Here is a 17,841-nt window from a genome sequence, read left to right as displayed (position 1 = left end):
AGCAGGGGCTCAGGTGGGCATGTTGCCATTTTCAATACTCCGCCAAGGCCTGCGCATGATTGCTGCTGGCCGTGGCGGATTGATGTGAGAAAACGGGATGAGTTGTCACGGAACAACCGGAAGAACTGGTTATTCCGGTTGTTACTTGCGCTTCTCGATTTCCTGAAAAATCCACTCAGCGTATTTTTTGAACAACTTTTCGTCGGGAGACTTCTGCGTTTTGGCAAAGTGGGTTTCTAGGGCAGCACGAACTTCCTCGACATCCAGGGGCTGCCAATTTCCCGGATCAGACCATTTGAATACGATGGTGCCGACGGCGACTGCCCAATCGTACTTTCCTGGATTGCCACCCTGATTTTTGGCCAAGGTTGGTGCTGGCGCTGGGGCTCCTATCTCGCCAGTCTTGAGCGGTGCCATCGCTTCAATTTTCGACCGTTTGAAGGTGACACCAAACGCCTTCCACTCTTCTTCTGATGCATTCTGCTGAACGTGCGCCGTGAAGACACCGCTTTCCCAGTCCGGGACCATCGCTCGCCCGCCCCAGAACTCTGTGGGAATAGGGTCGTCAGGCACTTTAGTTTTGCCACCCGGCCCTTGCTTCGTCAGCAATTCAGCCCTCGCCTCTATCAACCCTTCCTCCGCGCGTTTCGTTATGGCGTTGGGCACCGGCGCTGGCCTCTTTCCCGGCCACATAACTTCCGCCGCTTCGCGTGCGCTGATCCAATCCTCGCTCATTTGCCGCCCCTAGCCTTCCTGATCGGTACGACCTTCCCGCTGCCAGCCGCGACGCTGGCACAATAGCGCCCCCAGTCCGCCATGAGCTTCACGCGCTGGCCCGGCTGGCCGGGCGTGCCGAGATAGGTTGTCCGGCGATAGGCGGCCTGCACCGCGTCGGGCGTCTTGTGCGCGAGGGCGGCTTCCACCACGGCATCGGGATAGCCCTCGTTCGCCGCCCAGTCCGTCAGGGCGGAACGGAACCCGTGAACGTGGTAGGGCTCGCTCATGTCGCGCAATACCTTCAACAGCGTCATATCGGACATTGGCCCGCCGTTTGCACCGGGAAACACCTGATCGGTGCCCTCCAGCTTCAAGGCTGCGGCTTTCGCCAGCACTGCTAGTGCCGCGTCGGACAGGGGGACTATGTGCGCCTTGTTCCGCTTCATGTGAGCGGCTGGGATCGCCCACAGGTGGGCCTCAAGGTCGAACTCGCCCCATGTTGCCAGCCGCACCTCTTGACTGCGCACACCCGTCAGGACGAGCAATTCGAGCGCCAGCCGTCCATATGATGGTTTCCGGCGCAAGGCGGTGAGGAAGCCCGGCACGGCGACATAGGGCATGGCCTTGCGGTTCTCCCGCTCCTTCACCTGTCGGGGAAGGCCTCGCCCGGCTTTCAGGCTGCCATTGCCCGAGGGGGCTTCGGTGGAGCGCCAGCCCTTCGCGTGGGCATAGTCCAGCACCGCGCATATCCGGTTGCGCACCTGCCGCGCTGTTTCGGGGATTTCCTGCCAGATCGGCGTCAGCACGGTGATGATGTCCGAAGCCATGATGCTCCCGGTCGGCACGTTGCCCAGCTTTGGGAAGGCGTAGTTCTCCAAGCTGGCGAGCCATTGGCGCGTATAGACGGCGCTTTTCCAACCTGCCTCGTTCTCCGTATGGTACTGGCGCGCAGCATCGCGGAACGTCACCTTGGCGGCAGCTTCGTCCTTCTTTTCCGCCAGAATATCGCGGCGCTCGACCTTGACCGCCTTGCGAAGCCCATTGGCTTTGTCGCGGGCTTCGGCCAGCGTCAGCAGGCGGGCAGAGCCCAGCCCGATGTCTTGGCGCTTGCCATCGCGCTGGAGTCGCAAGGTCCATGACGCGCCGCCACGCTTATCCACTTTCAGGAACAGTCCATCGCCGTCCTGATAGGTGCCGGGATTCGCCAAAGCCGCCTTCACCGCAACTGCCGTCAGCTTGCCCATGTTCTTCCCCCACACTTTCCTCCCCCACATTCGGGGATCATAGTGTGGGGGAAAGCCAATCCTCCCCCACACTTCCCCCACATTACGCCTCGGCTAGAGGCGATAAGCAGCGGGCGCAGGCGGGCCTGCACGGGGAGAATAGCCCAGTGTTTCCGGGATTTCTACGGGATTCAGCGTGTCATTACGGGAAGGGTGGTGGTGGACAGGGCTGGATTCGAACCAACGTACGCTTGCGCGGGCAGATTTACAGTCTGCTGCCTTTAACCACTCGGCCACCTGTCCACACCAGTTGCTGGCCGCGGGAAAACCCGCTGTTGAAGCTCCGGAAGGAGCCCCCTTGCCGAGGAGCCGCGCCTTTGCCGAACCGGGCCTTGCCTGTCAATGGGGTCGCTGCCAGAGCGGGAACACATTTTGCGTTGAAAGGACAATCGATGGGCAATCGCGGCGACAGCCGGGAGAGTGGGCAGCCGGGGCGGGCCCTGCGCGGCCGCGCCGGCCGGATGAAGAACGGCCGGGGCAGCGGCCGCGCCGGTTCGGGTGCGGTGCGCCTGTGGGGCCGCCACGCGGTCGAAGCCGCGCTCAAGAACCCGGACCGGCATCACCGCAAGCTCTGGGCAACGCGCGAGGGCGTCGAATCGCTCGACGGCGAACTCCCGGCCGACTTCGCCGTGGAATGGGCGCAGCCGGCGGACCTCGCCCGTCTCGTGGCCCGCGATGCGCCGCACCAGGGCCTGGTGCTCGAATGCGAACCGCTCGACGACGTCTTCCTTGCCGACGTGCTCGACGGGGATGCCGCCCGCCCGCTGGTGGTGCTCGATCAAGTCACCGATCCGCACAATGTCGGCGCCATCATGCGTTCGGCCGCCGCGTTCAATGCCTGCGCCATCGTGACGCAGGATCGCCATGCCCCGCCCGAATCGGGTACACTCGCCAAGTCCGCCTCGGGCGCGCTCGAAGTGCTGCCCTGGGTTCGCGTGGTCAACCTCGCCCGCGCGCTGGAGGAGATCGCCGACGCCGGTTACTGGCGCGTCGGCCTTGACGGCGCGGCCGAGACGACGCTGGCCGAGGCCCTGCCCACCGGGCCGGTCGCGCTGGTGCTCGGCGCCGAGGGAGACGGCATGCGCCACAACATCGTCCAGCACTGCGACGCCATCGCCCGGCTGCCGATCAGCGAGGCGATGGAAAGCCTCAATGTCAGCAACGCGGCCGCCGTCGCGCTCTATGCAGCGGCCACCCGCGAGATGCTGTAGAACGGTTCCGGATTTGATCGAAGGAGGGGAAATCATGCGCCACATACTGCCCGGATCGGGAAATCGCCGCGTGTTCGCCGGTCTGGCGGTCGCCGCGCTCTCGCTGCTGGTCGCGGCCTGCATCTTCGCGCCCGGCAAGTTCACGTCGCAGCTCGACTTGCGCAAGGACCGCAGCTTCGCGTTTCGCTACACCGGCGAAATCCTGATGGTGCCGCTGATGAAGACCGACAAGGACGAGCCGTTCACGGCGAACGCCTGTCACGACGACGAGACCTACGAGGAGCGCGACTGCACGCCGGCGGAAATCGCCGATCAGAAAGCCGAGTGGGACAAGCAGCGCGAGGAAAAGAAGAAGAGCGATGCCCAGGCCGCCCAGATGCTGCTGGGCGGGATCGATCCCGGCAATCCCGAAGCCGGCAAGGAACTGGCCGACAAGCTGCGCCGGCAGGCCGGCTGGAACAAGGTGGAGTACCTCGGCAACGGCAAGTTCGACGTCGATTTCGGAATTTCCGGCAAGCTCGACCATGACTTCGTGTTCCCGACCATGGAAGGCTTTCCCATGAGCAACGCGTTCGTCCAGGTCATGCTGCGCCAGGACGGCACCGTGCGCATCGACGCGCCGGGCTTCGGGCCGGCAAGCGGAGGGGCGGCAATGGCGGGAATGATGTCCGGCATGGCCAAGGGCTCCGATTCCGGCGAGGGGCCGACCGCGTTGGCCGACGGCACTTTCACGGTGCTCACCAACGCGCAGATCCTCGCCAACGACACCGACGAGGGACCCCGACCGGCGCCGAACGGCCAATCGCTCACCTGGAAGGTCAACCCGCGCACCAAGGCTCCGCCCACGGCGCTGCTGAAGATGGATCGCTGAACGAAAAACGCCGCACCAACCCGAAAGGTTGGCGCGGCGTATTCGTTTCGACCTGCGAGGCGCTACAGGCCGCCTGGAGCCTTAGTTGACGGCGTCCTTCAGACCCTTGCCAGCCTTGAACTTGGGCTGGGCAGAAGCCTTGATTTCCATCGGCTCCCCGGTGCGCGGGTTGCGCCCGGTCGAGGCCTTGCGCTTGGCGACGGAGAACGTGCCAAAACCCACCAGGCGCACTTCATCGCCCTTCTTCAGCGCGCCCGAAATCGCATCGAACACGCTTTCGACCGCCTTGGTCGCATCGCTGCGGGTCAGGCCGCTCGAATCGGCGACAGCGCTGATGAGATCGTTCTTGTTCATTATGGGAACCCCCTACCTTTCAGTGGAACGGATGTGATGGGATGTTTTTGAATCGCCTCGGAATGGCGACGGAATTGAGCCGTTTTTGAAGGTCCTGTCAAAGCCAAAACCGGCTCAAAACCCGCAGTTTATCGCGTTTTTCCGCCATTTCCACAGCGATTCGGGATTTTGCGACGCAGCATCGACAACCGAACAATCGCCCGACTCCGCGGCGCGACCATGCACCGCAGCGCAGCATTGTGAGCGCCGAATTGCCGTTTCGCCGTTTTGGTGCACCTTAAGAAATCATGCATCCGCCTTAATGGCGGAGTGCAAAAAAGGCGGCCCGAAATCGAACCGCCTCCCAAGCCGCCCGACCCCGCGGGGCCGGACCGGTGCCGGCCTTACGCCTTGGCTTCGCTAACTTCGCGGCGCTCGGCGATGCGGGCGCGCTTGCCGGTACGACCGCGCAAGTAGTACAGCTTGGCGCGGCGCACGACGCCGCGGCGGACCACGGTGATCGAATCGATGTTCGGCGAGTAGAGCGGAAACACGCGTTCCACGCCTTCGCCGAAGCTCATCTTGCGCACGGTGAAGTTCGAACCCATGCCGCGGTTCGAACGCGCGATGCACACGCCTTCGAAGTTCTGGACGCGGGTACGCGTACCTTCCACGACCTTGACGCCGACGCGCAGCGTATCACCCGGGCGGAACTCCGGAATATCCTTGGCGGCCTTGGCGATTTCCTCGGCCTCGATCTGCTGAATCAGGTTCATGAACCCAAGTCCTCATGTTCATGCCGCGCGCCAGAGGCAGGCTGGCCCCGAGCGTCCCTGTGACGCTCCCAAAGGTCCGGCCTGCGTAACCGTGTATCGTCCTCCGCCCGTTGTTTCCGCCAGGCGGCGATCTTCGCATGATCCCCCGATCGCAGCACTTCAGGGATCGTGCGCCCTTCCCACTCGGTGGGGCGGGTATAGTGCGGGTACTCGAGAAGGCCGTCCTCGAACGACTCCTCCGCCCCGCTGGAAGGCGCGCCCATTACGCCGGGAAGCAGGCGAATGCAAGCGTCCAGAAGCATCAGCGCCGCCGGTTCGCCGCCGGAGAGCACGATGTCTCCAACCGAGATCTCCTCCACGCCCCTGCCGGCGAAGATGCGCTCGTCGAAGCCCTCGAAGCGGCCGCACAGGATAGTGACGCCCGGCCCTGCCGCCAGATCGCGCACGCGGGCCTGCGTGATCGGCCTGCCGCGCGGGGTCATGGCGATGACCGGCGCGTTCGGGCTGAGCACGCGCGCACGATCGATCGCGGCGGCAAGGACATCGACCTTGAGCACCATCCCGGCGCCGCCGCCGGCGGGCGTGTCATCGACGGTGCGGTGCTTGTCGGTCGCGAAGTCGCGGATGTGGACGGGCGTGATCGACCACTTCCCCTCCGCAAGCGCCCTGCCCGCCAGCGACAGGCCGAGCGCGCCGGGAAACATCTCCGGGTAGAGGGTGAGGACGGTTGCGGTGAAGGTCATTTGAACGTTTCCAAGCCTGGCCTCGTTGGTATCCGCCGACGTCGCAATGCCAGCCACGCACCAAGATAACTACATGGAATGCTTGCGAGACAGAAAGGCAGAAGAAGAAACCGCAACATCCAAAAGCCACGCTGCGGAGCATCGTCAAGCGAGTCAGAAGGCGCCTCGCCCACCAGTAACGCGAGGAAAGCCGGACCGTCGAGCAGAAGCATAGATGATGGCAAGGCAATCACGGCAAGCACGAGCAATCGCCCGCCGCTCCATTGCGGGTAAATTCTCGTGCCAACCTTGAACACGCCATACCCAATGGGGGCGCCGAAGAGGAGAGGGATAACTATGAGCAAGAGAAGAACTGCGATCATCCCATTGTCCAGTTCTCCACCATCAGCCCCGGCACATCCGCAAAGTCCGCCTCGTTGTTCGTCACCAATGTCAAGCCGGCGGAGAGTGCATGCGCGGCGATCAGGCGATCGAAGCTGTGCCGGCGAAAGGGTAGACCCGCGTGGCACAAAGCAGCCGCGGCGCCAAAGTCCAGCACCGGTATGACCTTGAACAGGCGTTCCGCCTTGGCAAAGGATTTTTGATCCGCACGGTCCACGCCGCGCATCACTTCGGCCAGGCAGATAGCCGAAGTCACCACCTCGCCGGGCTGGCACGCCTCGACCCGGTCGCGCGCGGCGTCGGACAGGCCTTCGAGCAGATAGATGCAGATGTTGGAATCCAGCAGGTAAAGCGGCTCAATCACGCGCAAGCCTCTGCCCGGACCAATCCAGTTCGCGCCCGGAAAGCGACCGATCCTCCGGCTCAAGCGGCTTCAGGCCCGGCTTCGAGCCGTAAATGCCGGTGAGGTCGATCCGCTTTCCATGCGGACCGCGGGGTTTGATGAGCAGATCGCCGTTGTCATCACGGGCCACGATCCACTCCCGATCCGGCTCGATACCGAGCCCGGCCGGCATGCGGATCGCGACCGAATTTCCCGACTTGAAGCTCTTCGCGGTATATTCCTTGCCCATGACGGCCTCCGTATATACGTGATGTATATACTTGACCCCGCGAGCACCGTCAATCACAGCGGCTCCCAGACCTCGGCCGGCAGGAAATCGCGGTCGGCCGCCACTTCCTCGCGCAGCCATTCGCGAAGGCGCTCGATCTTGCGCACGCCGACGCGGGATTCGGAGTGGACCAGCCACTGCGCGTTACCCGGGAAATAGAGCGTCTCGAACGGCTGCACCAGCCGCCCGCTCTCAAGATCGGTGCGCCAGAACAGGGGAGACATCAGCCCTATTCCGAAGCCCCCAACCAGCATGGCATTGGCCTCCTGCATCTGGTTGTCCATCACCACCCCGCGCCGCGGCAGCGGCGGCGTTTCGACGCCCGCCGCCGCGAACCATTCGGTCCACCAGACGTCATTCGGTGCGAAACGCTCGGCGGTCAGCAAGTCCTCGGGGCGGGTTATGCGATGCTGCTTCAGGAACGAGGGTGCGCAGATCGGCGTGAAGTGCTGGCGGAAGAGGAATTCGCTCCGCAATCCCTCCCATTGCCCCGAGCCGACGCGGATCGCGGCGTCGTAGTTCGAAGCCACCAGATCGATGACCTCGTTCGCCAGCGAAAGCCGGACGGCGAAATCGGGATGGCGCAACTGGAAACGCCCGATCCTGCTGCTCAGCCACGTGGCGCCGAGGGAAACCGAAGCCTGTATCGCCAGCACCCCGTCGTCCTCGCTGCGTATGGCCGCGAAAGCGTCTCCGATCGTCTTGAAGGCGGAGCTGATCGCCGGCAGCAGGCGCCGGCCGCTGTCGGAAAGGCGCGCCCTGCCTTTTTCGCGCACGAACAGGGGGCGGCCGATATGACCTTCCAACTGGCGGATCTGGTAGCTGATCGCCGCCTGCGTCATGCCGAGCTCTTCCGCCGCGCGCGAAAAGTTCTCATGCCGGCCCGCCGCCTCGAAGGCGCGCACGGCGGTCAGGGACGGGAAACGATCCATGCCTGGATAATAAGGCTGCCTTATACCCTTGGCCAGAGTTTTTGTTGGCGCGCCGCCCTTGAAACGCGCATTTCCAGGCCATCGGAAAGAGGGACCAGATCATGCAGGACGAACACTTTTTACGCGATTGGAATGCCGGCCATGTCCGGTTTTCCGCCGATCTCGATGATGCCCTCCGCGCGAGGGCACGGCGCTTGCACCGCTATGGCGCGGACTGGGGAGTATTCCAGCGGCGGTGCGGAGAATCGCCGCTGGCGCGCAAAGCCAGGCTTACAGGGCGCGCGTTTCTCGGCGGCTTGACCGCAGGCACCGTCCTGGCCGTGCTTCTGCTCGTCATGGCGGCCGTCGCCGGCCCGGAAACCAGCCATGCGGCCAGCACCGCATGCCTCACGCCCCCGCCTCTCGCCTGACGGTGACGCCTCACCGCTCGGCAAAGGCGGCGGCGATCACCAGCTTCTCGTGATCCCATCCGGGCACCGCGGCCTCGGTCATGGGCACCATGAAGCGGTGCTTCTTACCATCCTCGCCCACCGGCCGCTCGATCTCGAGAACATCGCCGGCGCCGAAGTTCTCGACCGCCACGACCGTTCCGAGCGCCTCGCCCTCGGTCGAGACCGCCGGCAGACCCAGAAGGTCGGCGTGATAATACTCGCCTTCCGCCAACTCCGGCATCGCCGAGCGCGGCACCGTCAGGGCGGTGCCGCGCAGTTTCTCGGCGGCGGTGCGGTCTGCCACTTCGGCGAAACGGGCGATGGCCCCGCCCTTGCCATCATCGCGCAGGACCTTGAGCGTCAGCGACGAATCGTTGAAGACGCGGTAGCGCTTCAGCGCCGCCACGCCTTCTCCGAACAGCTTGAGGCGGACCTCGCCGGTCACGCCGTGCGCGCCAACAATGGCGGCGAGCGTGACGGGGCGATCGATCTTGGACATGGCGCCGGCTTCAGCGGTTCCCGACTTCGCTCGAAGCGAACCGGATCACGAAATCCGTTCCTGTCGAGCGAAATCGAGACACTCTGGGTTACGCCTCGGTCGATTCCTCGGCGCCAGTCTCTTCGGCCGGAGCTTCCTCGGCCGCGGCCTCAACCGGAGCCTTGGCGGCCTCTTCGGCCTCGCGCAGCTTCTCGGCCTTCTCCTCGGCACGCTCCTTGGCCTTCTTGCCGGGCTCACCCTTGCTCGGATTCACGGTGGCGGCGCGTTCCTTGATGCCGGCATTGTCGAGCATGCGCGCAACGCGGTCGGTCGGCTGGGCGCCGACGCCGAGCCAGTAGCGCACGCGATCCTCGACCAGGCGCACGCGGTTCGCATCGTCCTTGGCGAGAATCGGGTTGTAGGTGCCGACCTGCTCCAGGTACTTGCCGTCGCGCGGCGCGCGCGAGTTGGCAACGATGATCTTGTAATAAGGGCGCTTCTTGGCGCCACCACGCGAAAGACGGATCGAAACGGACATTTTTCTACCTTTCTGTCAAACTTCTGAAAAATTACTTCCTGCCGAACTTGCTGAAGTCCGGGATACTGCCAACGCCGCCGGCGGCAGGGCCGCCGAGCCCCGGCATCGCGGCATCGAGGCCGCCCTTGCCGAACATCGCGGCCAGCCCCTTGAGGCCGCCCATCTTCTTGATCTGCTTCATCGCCTTGGACATCTCCATGTGCATTTTCAGCAGCTTGTTGACGTCCTGGACCTGGGTGCCCGAACCGTTGGCGACGCGGATCTTGCGCTTCGCATTGAGCAACGCCGGGTTGGCGCGCTCCTTCGGGGTCATCGAGCTGATGATCGCCTCCATGCGCACCAGCACGCGGTCGTCCATGCCCGACTGCGCCATCGCCGCCTTGGCCTTCTTCATGCCCGGCATCATCCCCGCGAGCATGCCGAGGCCGCCCATGTTCTGCATCTGCTTGAGCTGCATGCGCAGGTCGTTCATGTCGAACTTGCCCTGGTCCATGCGCTTGGCGAGCGCCTCGGCCTCTTCGACCTTGACCGACTCGGCCGCCTTTTCGACGATCGAGACGATATCGCCCATGCCCAGGATGCGGCCCGCGACGCGGCTCGGGTGGAACACCTCGAGCGCGTCCATCTTCTCGCCGGTGCCGGCGAACTTGATCGGCTTGCCGGTGACCGCGCGCATCGACAGCGCCGCGCCGCCGCGCGCATCGCCGTCCATGCGGGTGAGCACGACGCCGGTGAGATCCACCTGCCCGGCGAAGGACTGGGCGACGTTGACCGCGTCCTGGCCGGTCAGCGAATCGACCACCAGCAGCGTTTCGCGCGGGTTGGAGATTGCGGCGACCGCCTTCATCTCGTCCATGAGCTGCTGGTCGACGTGGAGGCGGCCGGCGGTATCCAGCAGCAGCACGTCCACCGCCTGCAGCTTCGCCGCCTGCAGGGCGCGGGTGGCGATCTCGGTCGGCTGCTGGCCGGGGATGATCGGCAGGGTGGCGACGCCCACCTGCTCGCCGAGCACCTTGAGCTGCTCCTGCGCCGCCGGACGGTTGACGTCGAGCGAGGCCATCATCGCCTTCTTGCCGTGCTTCTCCTTGAGCAGCTTGGCGATCTTGGCGGTGCTGGTGGTCTTGCCCGAGCCCTGGAGACCGACCATCATGATGACGACCGGCGGCACCGCCTCGAGATCGAGGCCGGGCACGTCCTCGCCGCCGAGCATCTCGACCAGCGCGTCGTTGACGATCTTGACGACCTGCTGGCCCGGCGTGACCGAGCGCAGCACCGACTGGCCCACCGCCTTCTCGGTAACCTGGTCCACGAAGCGGCGGACGACCGGAAGCGCGACATCGGCTTCCAGCAGCGCGATGCGCACTTCGCGCATGGCGTCGCGGACGTCCTGCTCCTTCAGCGCGCCGCGGCCGCGCAGCTTGTCGAACACGCCGCCGAGACGATCCGAGAGGCTGTCGAACATCAACCAACTCCTCAACATGGCGCCGAAACGCCGAAAACGCCGGTGGGCGAAACCTCGCTGACCGGCGTGCCGTGACTCTTACGCGAAAAACGCCGGCGGACGAAACCTCGTCAACCAGCGTATCGCGATCACGCGAAACTCATATGTCGAAATGGCGGAGCCCCAATTCTTCCGAAGAAGTCCCGAGGTGCAACCATTTCTTGAAATGGTGGAGCCGAGGGGGATCGAACCCCTGACCTCTACAATGCCATTGTAGCGCTCTCCCAGCTGAGCTACGGCCCCGTGCCATTTCATCCGGATCGGGCCTGGGAGGTCCGCTCCGTTCCCCGCACCAGCCTGGTGCTTGCGCTCGGGAGGCCGCCGTCTAGTGAGGGGCATCCCGGTTGGCAAGAGGGAATTTGGAGGCGCCCGCATTTTTCGGCAGGCGCCCCGAAGGCCTCAATCGTCGCGGTCGCCGTCGTCGCCCGCGCCGATGCCCAGGTCGTCATCGCCGCCCAGATCGACATCGTTGTCGGGCGAATCGGAATCCTCGTCGATGTCCAGATCCTCTTCGGCCAGATCGACGTCCTCGACCTCGACCACTTCCTTCTTCTGGATCTCCTCGAAGGGTATCGGCTGCTTCGATTTCAGCACCGGCTCGGGGTGCCAGGCGTTGCCGCATTCGATGCAGGTAACCGGGTCGTCCTTGCCCAGATCGTAAAAGCGCGTGCCGCATTTCGGGCAGCCGTGCTTGGCACCCCACTCTGGCTTGGCCATGAATCGTCCTCGTCTGGCGCGTCCCGCAAGTGGGGCGCGAAAAAATCCGTGTCTTGATGGTAAGGCCCGGCCACAAAATCAAGCGTCAGGCTCGCATCAGGGCGCGCGCCTTGCCATAGGCGGCGCGCGCTGTCAAAAGCCGCCGCCCGTAACACCCTCATCCTCGTTCCCCAAGCGAAAGCCGTTTTCCGTGAGCCATGCCGCCCATTCCCAGATGCGCCCCCGCCGCTTCCTGCCCACGGGACCGCTCAGGGGACGGATTCGCGTTCCCGGCGACAAGTCGATCAGCCACCGCTCGATCATGCTCGGCGCGCTGGCCGTGGGAGAAACGCGGGTCACGGGCCTGCTCGAAGGCGAGGATGTGCTGGCCACCGCCGCCGCGCTGCGCGCCATGGGCGCTAGCGTCGAACGCACCGGCGCCAGTGATGCGGGCGGAGAATGGTCGATCCACGGTGTCGGCGTGGGCGCCCTGCTCCAGCCCGAAGCGCCGCTCGACATGGGCAATTCGGGCACTTCGACGCGGCTGCTGATGGGCCTGGTCGCCAGCCATCCGATCACCGCGAGCTTCGTCGGCGACGCCTCGCTCTCGAAGCGGCCGATGGGCCGGGTGATCGATCCGCTGGCGACGATGGGCGCAAGCTTCGAGGCGAGCGAGGGCGGGCGGCTTCCGCTGATCGTCCGGGGCGCGTCGCCGGCCGTACCGATTTCCTACCGCCTGCCGGTCGCCTCGGCCCAGGTGAAGAGCGCGGTGCTGCTCGCCGGGTTGAACACCCCCGGGATCACCACCGTGATCGAGCCGGTGCCGACGCGCGATCATTCCGAACGCATGCTGCGCGGTTTCGGCGCGGAGCTGAATGTCGAGATCGCGGCGGACGGCACCCGGATCATCACGCTGCACGGCGAGGCCGAACTGAAGCCGCAAGTGATCGACGTGCCGGGCGATCCTTCCTCGGCGGCCTTTTTCATGGTGGCCGCGCTGATCGTGCCGGGTAGCGAAATCGTGATCGAGAACGTCGGCCTCAACCCCACCCGCGCCGGGCTGGTCACGGTGCTGCGCCAGATGGGCGGACGGATCGAGGAACTCAACGCGCGCGAAGTCGGCGGCGAGCCGGTCGCCGACCTGCTGGTGAAACATTCGGCGCTCAAGGGCATCGAGGTCGATCCCGCCCTCGCGCCCAGCATGATCGACGAATTTCCCGCCCTGTTCGTCGCCGCCTCGCTGGCCGAGGGCGTGACCACCACCAGCGGCCTCGACGAACTGCGCGTCAAGGAATCGGACCGCCTCGCGGTGATGGCGGCGGCGCTGGCCGCCGCCGGCGCGCGGATCGAGGAGCGCGAGGACGGTCTTGTCATCACCGGCACCGGCGGCGATCCGCTGGCGGGCACCACCGGCCCCATCGCCACGCACCTCGATCACCGCATCGCCATGTCCATGGCAGTGGCGGGCCTGGCCAGCCGCGCAGGCGTGGAAGTGGACGACACCCGCCCGATCGCGACGAGCTTTCCGGTATTCGAGACGATGCTGGAAGGGCTGACCCAGTGACCGCGATCGGCATGGCCGCGTCCAGGCGGCGCGCGATCGATGCCTGCTACGAACAGGCGCTCAAGAGCTACGACGAAGGCGGATTGCCGATCGGCTCCGCCCTGGCGCGCGGCAACGAGATCGTCGCGGTCGGGCACAACCGCCGCGTGCAGCAAGGCAACCCGATCCTCCACGGCGAAATGGACTGCTTGCAGAACGCCGGCCGGCAGGCGAGCTACCGCGACTGCACGCTCTACACCTCGCTCTCGCCCTGCATGATGTGCGCGGGCACCATCGTCCAGTTCAAGATTCCCCGCGTCGTGATCTGCGAGAACCGCAATTTCGGCGGCAACGAACAGTTCCTGCGCGACCACGGCGTCGAGGTGGAGATCGTCGACGATGCGCGCTGCATCGACCTGATGGCCCGCTTCATTGCCGAGAACGGCACCCTCTGGGCGGAAGATATCGCCGATTGACGATCCCGCGTCGGGGCGATGCGTGGCACCAAAGGCGGTGCGGCAATCCGGGGTGTTGGCCAGGGCAGTTCGATGCTGCCCTGGATTGCTTCGGCGGCAGCGGCGCCTCGCAACGACGAAGAGAGAAGATGAGTCTCGCGCAAATGGACTTGGCACGCGTCAACGGATACGCCCCCTCCCTCCAGTCTTGCCAACTCTTGTGCACCGCGTCATGAGGCTGGCCATGATCGTCGCCGTCGATGGAACCACCGCTTCGGGCAAGGGCACGATAGCCAAGGCCCTCGCCGCTCGCTTCAGCTTGCCGCATCTCGATACCGGGCTGCTTTACCGCGCGGTCGGCCGCCAGTGCTGGCTTGACGGCGGCGACCCTGACGATCCGGTTGCCGCGCTCGCCGCCTGCGCCTTTCCGGAAGGCCTGCTCGCGGACCCGGAACTCCGCTCGGAAGAGACCGGCGGTCTCGCCAGCCGGGTCTCGGTCCATCCCACGGTGCGGCGCGCGCTGTTCGAGCGCCAGCGGGCTTTCGCCTTGCAGCCGGGCGGCGCGGTGCTCGACGGGCGCGACATCGGCACCGTGATCGCGCCAGAGGCCGAAGTGAAGCTGTTCGTCATCGCCTCGGTCGAGGCGCGGGCGCGGCGCCGGTTCCTTGAAATGCAGGCGCAGGGCCGCGAGGTATCGCTTGAGGACATCGCCACCGACCTCGCCGCGCGGGACGAACGCGACCGCAACCGCAAGGACGCGCCGCTGGTCGCGGCGGACGATGCCGTAGTGCTCGACACCTCCGAACTGGGGCGCGAGGAGGCGATTGCCGAGGCGATCGGGCTGGTGAAGCGGCGGTACGCTCAAACGCACGGCATACCGGCCTCCAAGGGGATTTGAGCGTTGCCGCCGCAGACTTTCCGCCTGGCGGGAATGGATGACCTGCCCGCGCTCCATGAGGTGATGCGCCGGGCGATCGAGCGGTTGCAGACCGGCTTCCTGACGGCGGAGCAAGTGCGCGCCAGCCACCAGGTCATGGGGCTCGACTCGCAGCTGGTGAAGGACGGGACATACTTCATCGTCATGCGCGATGGCAGGATCGCCGGCTGCGGCGGCTGGAGCTTTCGCGCCACCCTCTATGGCGGCGATGCCAGCATGGTCGCGCGCGCGCCGGAGTCCCTGGACCCCGCCTGCGACGCCGCGCGCATCCGGGCGATGTACACCGATCCCGACTTCGCCCGCCGCGGCGTCGGCCGCCAGGTCATGGCCCTGTGCGAGGGCGCGGCCTGGGACGCGGGCTTTCGCCGCACCGAAATGATGGCGACCATGGCGGGCATGCCGCTTTACCGGTCCTGCGGGTACGAGCCGATCGATGCGGTCCACCTGGCATCGATCGAAGGGGTCGAAGTGCCGCTGCAGCGCATGGGCAAGCAACTGGCGGCGCGGCCCTGACCCGGACGGGTTCACCGCTCACAGCCCCATTTTCCTTGCTTTTCCGGCCCATCACGCATAAGGGCCGCGCGTCTCGCGGACTCCCGGGTCCAGGGGGCGCCATGGCCGGCATCCGGCCGCCATGGCAGTTCGGCCCTTTTGGCCCGCCGGCGCAATGGTGCGGATGGCGGAGGAAAGACCGGCGGAAACAACCGCCTGGCCGGAAATATCGAAGAGTGAGAGAACCGCACATGGCATCTTCCGCCAATCCAACTCGCGATGATTTCGCGAAAATGCTCGACGAACAGCTCGGCGGCGTCGCCGATGACGGCTTCGAAGGCCGCGTCGTCAAGGGCACCATCACCGCCATCGAAAACGACAAGGCCGTCATCGACGTGGGCCTCAAGAGCGAAGGCCGCGTGCCGCTGCGCGAATTCGCACGCGGTGAAGGCGACCATGGCCTGAAGGTCGGCGACGAAGTCGAAGTCTATGTCGACCGCGTCGAGAATGCCGACGGCGAAGCGATGCTCAGCCGCGACCGCGCCCGCCGCGAAGCCGCCTGGGACAAGCTTGAGAACGAGTTCGGCGAAGGCAAGCGCGTAGAAGGCGTGATCTTCGGCCGCGTCAAGGGCGGCTTCACCGTCGACCTCGACGGCGCCGTGGCCTTCCTGCCCGGCTCGCAGGTCGATATCCGCCCGGTCCGCGACGTCGGCCCGTTGATGGACGTGCCGCAGCCCTTCCAGATCCTCAAGATGGACCGCCGCCGCGGCAATATCGTCGTCTCGCGCCGCGCCGTGCTCGAGGAAACCCGCGCCGAACAGCGCAGCGAGCTGATCGACAAGCTCTCCGAAGGCCAGGTGATCGACGGCGTCGTCAAGAACATCACCGACTACGGCGCCTTCGTCGACCTGGGCGGCATCGACGGCCTGCTCCATGTCACCGACATGAGCTACAAGCGCGTCAACCACCCCAGCGAAGTGATCGCCATCGGCGACACCGTCACGGTCCAGATCATCCGCATCAACCAGGACACGCAGCGCATTTCGCTCGGCATGAAGCAGCTTGAAAGCGATCCGTGGGAAGGCGCGGCGGTCAAGTACCCGGTCGGCGCCAAGCTCACCGGCACCGTCACCAACATCACCGAATATGGCGCCTTCGTGGAGCTGGAAGCAGGCATCGAGGGCCTTGTCCACGTCTCCGAGATGTCCTGGACAAAGAAGAACGTCCACCCCGGCAAGATCGTTTCGACCTCCCAGGAAGTCGAAGTCATGGTGCTCGAGGTCGACAGCGACAAGCGCCGTATCAGCCTTGGCCTCAAGCAGGCCCAGCAGAACCCCTGGGAAGCCTTTGCCGAGAAGCACCCGATCGGTTCGCAGGTTGAGGGCGAAGTCAAGAACGCGACCGAGTTCGGCCTGTTCATCGGCCTCGACGGCGACGTCGACGGCATGGTCCACATGTCGGACATCGCCTGGGGCATCTCGGGCGAGGACGCGCTGGCGCTGCACCGCAAGGGCGAACAGGTCTCGGCCGTGGTGCTCGACGTCGATGTCGACAAGGAGCGCATCAGCCTGGGCATGAAGCAGCTCGAGCGCGGCGCCCCGGCGGCTGGCGGCACCGCCTCCACCAGCGGCAGCTCGCTGCGCCGCGGCGAAGTCGTCACGGTCACTGTCCTCGAAGTGCGCGACGGCGGCCTCGAAGTGCAGGCCGGCGACGATGGCGCCACCGGCTTCATCAAGCGCTCCGACCTTGGCCGCGACCGCGACGAGCAGCGTCCGGACCGCTTCCAGGTCGGCCAGAAGATCGATGCGATGGTCACTGGCTTCGACCGTTCGAAGAAGCCGAACTTCTCGGTCAAGGCGCACCAGCTCGCCGAAGAGAAGCAGGCTGTCGAACAGTACGGTTCGTCGGATTCGGGTGCGTCGCTCGGCGACATCCTCGGCGAGGCGCTGAAGAACCGCTGATCGTCGAACAAGCGAACAGACAAAAGCCCGTCCGGAGCGATCCGGGCGGGCTTTTGCTTTGGGCGGTTGAAACCTACATCTCTCCCACGAGGAGAGGTCCCATGCTCGAAGTTCATCAGTTTCCGTGCCTGTCCGACAACTACGGCTACCTGCTCCACGATCACCAAAGCCAGGAGACCGTCTGCATCGACACGCCCGATGCCGACGAATACTTGCGCCAGGCGGGTCGCAAGGGCTGGCAGATCACGCAGATCTGGAACACCCACTGGCACCAGGACCACGCCGGCGGCAACGCGGCGATCAAGGCCGTGACCGGCTGCAAGGTGACCGCGCCGAAAGCCGAAGCCGAAAGGATCGCGGCGGTCGATCGCACGGTCCGGCCAGGCGATGTCGTCACCATCGGCGATCGCAAGGCCGTGGTCATCGACGTGGGCGGCCACACCCTGGGCCACATCGCCTACCACCTGCCCGGCGCCTGCATCGCCTTCATCGGGGATTCGCTCTTCGCGCTGGGCTGCGGCCGTATGTTCGAAGGCACGCCGCGGCAGTTCTGGACCAGCCTCAAGCACATCAAGGCCCTCCCTCCCGAGACGATGCTCTACTGCGCCCACGAATACACAGAGTCCAACGCGCGGTTCGCGCTCCACGCGGATCCGGACAACCTTGAACTCGCGGCCTATGCCGAGGAAATCGTCCGCCGCCGCGCCAAGAACCTGCCCACCGTCCCCACCAAGCTGGAGCGCGAACTCAAGACCAACCCGTTCCTGCGCGCCGACGATCCGGCACTACAGGCTCGCTGGGGCGGTGGTGATGCGGTGGCGACATTCGCGGCGCTGAGGAGCGCGAAGGACAGCTTTTGAGAGCAAGCTCAAACGCATGTTTCCACATTTT

At 65.3% G+C, this 17,841-nt stretch carries 21 protein-coding genes and 2 tRNA genes; 9 read left to right on the top strand and 14 right to left on the bottom strand.

Annotated features, from left to right (window positions below; translation table 11 throughout):
* Positions 1 to 141 precede the first annotated feature (141 nt).
* The 3 genes from BM052_RS15330 to BM052_RS15320 form a co-directional block, all read right to left on the bottom strand.
* Positions 142 to 735 (bottom strand): hypothetical protein, encoded by a 594-nt coding sequence (locus BM052_RS15330; RefSeq protein WP_091148299.1) that lies wholly within the window; start codon positions 733 to 735, stop codon positions 142 to 144.
* Positions 732 to 1,961 carry a tyrosine-type recombinase/integrase gene (locus BM052_RS15325; RefSeq protein ID WP_091148296.1) on the bottom strand — a complete coding sequence of 410 codons (1,230 nt, stop codon included), beginning with the start codon at positions 1,959 to 1,961 and terminating at the stop codon, positions 732 to 734. Before BM052_RS15325 ends, BM052_RS15330 begins: the two co-directional genes overlap by 4 nt.
* Before the next feature lie 196 nt (positions 1,962 to 2,157).
* Positions 2,158 to 2,243 (bottom strand) — tRNA-Tyr (locus BM052_RS15320).
* 149 nt (positions 2,244 to 2,392) lie between these two features.
* Here BM052_RS15320 and BM052_RS15315 point away from each other — a divergent pair.
* Positions 2,393 to 3,211, top strand: coding sequence for a TrmH family RNA methyltransferase (locus BM052_RS15315; protein ID WP_091148295.1), 819 nt, complete (start codon positions 2,393 to 2,395; stop codon positions 3,209 to 3,211).
* Between the two features lie 34 nt (positions 3,212 to 3,245).
* Positions 3,246 to 4,082 carry a hypothetical protein gene (locus BM052_RS15310; protein WP_091148294.1) on the top strand — a complete coding sequence of 279 codons (837 nt, stop codon included), beginning with the start codon at positions 3,246 to 3,248 and terminating at the stop codon, positions 4,080 to 4,082.
* 81 nt (positions 4,083 to 4,163) lie between these two features.
* On the opposite strand, the gene BM052_RS15305 is transcribed toward BM052_RS15310, so the two are convergent.
* The 6 genes from BM052_RS15305 to BM052_RS15275 form a co-directional block, all read right to left on the bottom strand.
* Entirely contained in the window at positions 4,164 to 4,436 is a 273-nt protein-coding gene (locus BM052_RS15305) for an HU family DNA-binding protein (RefSeq protein WP_091148293.1), read from the bottom strand.
* Between the two features lie 383 nt (positions 4,437 to 4,819).
* Positions 4,820 to 5,191 carry a 50S ribosomal protein L19 gene (rplS, locus tag BM052_RS15300; protein ID WP_091148292.1) on the bottom strand — a complete coding sequence of 124 codons (372 nt, stop codon included), beginning with the start codon at positions 5,189 to 5,191 and terminating at the stop codon, positions 4,820 to 4,822.
* Positions 5,188 to 5,934 (bottom strand): tRNA (guanosine(37)-N1)-methyltransferase TrmD, encoded by a 747-nt coding sequence (gene trmD / locus BM052_RS15295; RefSeq protein ID WP_091148291.1) that lies wholly within the window; start codon positions 5,932 to 5,934, stop codon positions 5,188 to 5,190. Before trmD ends, rplS begins: the two co-directional genes overlap by 4 nt.
* A gap of 358 nt (positions 5,935 to 6,292) precedes the next feature.
* Positions 6,293 to 6,679 carry a type II toxin-antitoxin system VapC family toxin gene (locus BM052_RS15285; protein ID WP_091148338.1) on the bottom strand — a complete coding sequence of 129 codons (387 nt, stop codon included), beginning with the start codon at positions 6,677 to 6,679 and terminating at the stop codon, positions 6,293 to 6,295.
* Positions 6,672 to 6,947: a hypothetical protein gene (locus BM052_RS15280; RefSeq protein ID WP_091148288.1), complete on the bottom strand. Its 276-nt coding sequence runs from the start codon at positions 6,945 to 6,947 to the stop codon at positions 6,672 to 6,674. Before BM052_RS15280 ends, BM052_RS15285 begins: the two co-directional genes overlap by 8 nt.
* A gap of 53 nt (positions 6,948 to 7,000) precedes the next feature.
* Entirely contained in the window at positions 7,001 to 7,918 is a 918-nt protein-coding gene (locus BM052_RS15275) for a LysR substrate-binding domain-containing protein (RefSeq protein WP_091148286.1), read from the bottom strand.
* Positions 7,919 to 8,019: 101 nt separating this feature from the next.
* Between BM052_RS15275 and BM052_RS15270 the strand changes: the two genes are divergently transcribed.
* On the top strand, positions 8,020 to 8,328 hold the full coding sequence (locus BM052_RS15270; RefSeq protein ID WP_091148285.1) for a hypothetical protein: 309 nt from the start codon (positions 8,020 to 8,022) through the stop codon (positions 8,326 to 8,328).
* A gap of 10 nt (positions 8,329 to 8,338) precedes the next feature.
* On the opposite strand, the gene rimM is transcribed toward BM052_RS15270, so the two are convergent.
* From rimM to BM052_RS15245, 5 genes are all read right to left on the bottom strand, one after another.
* The gene (gene rimM, locus BM052_RS15265) at positions 8,339 to 8,848 is read right to left on the bottom strand and encodes a ribosome maturation factor RimM (protein ID WP_091148282.1); all 510 of its coding nucleotides are present in this window, start codon (positions 8,846 to 8,848) and stop codon (positions 8,339 to 8,341) included.
* Positions 8,849 to 8,936: 88 nt separating this feature from the next.
* Positions 8,937 to 9,365, bottom strand: a complete 429-nt coding sequence (gene rpsP, locus BM052_RS15260) for a 30S ribosomal protein S16 (protein ID WP_091148281.1) — start codon at positions 9,363 to 9,365, stop codon at positions 8,937 to 8,939.
* Positions 9,366 to 9,396: 31 nt separating this feature from the next.
* Positions 9,397 to 10,827: a signal recognition particle protein gene (gene ffh, locus BM052_RS15255; RefSeq protein ID WP_091148280.1), complete on the bottom strand. Its 1,431-nt coding sequence runs from the start codon at positions 10,825 to 10,827 to the stop codon at positions 9,397 to 9,399.
* A gap of 206 nt (positions 10,828 to 11,033) precedes the next feature.
* Positions 11,034 to 11,109 (bottom strand) — tRNA-Ala (locus BM052_RS15250).
* A 156-nt stretch (positions 11,110 to 11,265) separates the two neighbouring features.
* Complete coding sequence (locus BM052_RS15245; RefSeq protein WP_091148279.1) at positions 11,266 to 11,583, bottom strand: TIGR02300 family protein; 318 nt, start codon at positions 11,581 to 11,583, stop codon at positions 11,266 to 11,268.
* A 214-nt stretch (positions 11,584 to 11,797) separates the two neighbouring features.
* Between BM052_RS15245 and aroA the strand changes: the two genes are divergently transcribed.
* The 6 genes from aroA (at position 11,798) to gloB (ending at position 17,810) form a co-directional block, all read left to right on the top strand.
* Positions 11,798 to 13,126: a 3-phosphoshikimate 1-carboxyvinyltransferase gene (aroA, locus tag BM052_RS15240; protein WP_091148278.1), complete on the top strand. Its 1,329-nt coding sequence runs from the start codon at positions 11,798 to 11,800 to the stop codon at positions 13,124 to 13,126.
* The gene (locus BM052_RS15235) at positions 13,123 to 13,581 is read left to right on the top strand and encodes a nucleoside deaminase (RefSeq protein WP_255406182.1); all 459 of its coding nucleotides are present in this window, start codon (positions 13,123 to 13,125) and stop codon (positions 13,579 to 13,581) included. The genes aroA and BM052_RS15235 overlap by 4 nt, the downstream gene beginning before the upstream one ends.
* Positions 13,582 to 13,804: 223 nt before the next feature.
* Entirely contained in the window at positions 13,805 to 14,458 is a 654-nt protein-coding gene (locus tag BM052_RS15230) for a (d)CMP kinase (RefSeq protein WP_091148335.1), read from the top strand.
* A gap of 33 nt (positions 14,459 to 14,491) precedes the next feature.
* A complete protein-coding gene (locus BM052_RS15225) occupies positions 14,492 to 15,010 on the top strand; it encodes a GNAT family N-acetyltransferase (protein WP_091148276.1) in 519 nt (172 codons plus the stop codon).
* A gap of 230 nt (positions 15,011 to 15,240) precedes the next feature.
* A complete protein-coding gene (rpsA, locus tag BM052_RS15220; RefSeq protein WP_091148275.1) occupies positions 15,241 to 16,950 on the top strand; it encodes a 30S ribosomal protein S1 in 1,710 nt (569 codons plus the stop codon).
* A gap of 101 nt (positions 16,951 to 17,051) precedes the next feature.
* A complete protein-coding gene (gene gloB / locus BM052_RS15215) occupies positions 17,052 to 17,810 on the top strand; it encodes a hydroxyacylglutathione hydrolase (RefSeq protein WP_091148274.1) in 759 nt (252 codons plus the stop codon).
* Positions 17,811 to 17,841 lie beyond the last annotated feature (31 nt).

The sequence above is a fragment of the Novosphingobium sp. CF614 genome (assembly GCF_900113255.1).
Lineage (GTDB): Bacteria > Pseudomonadota > Alphaproteobacteria > Sphingomonadales > Sphingomonadaceae > Novosphingobium.
Note: the sequence above shows the minus strand (reverse complement) of the source record. Positions and strands in the feature narration are given on the sequence as shown.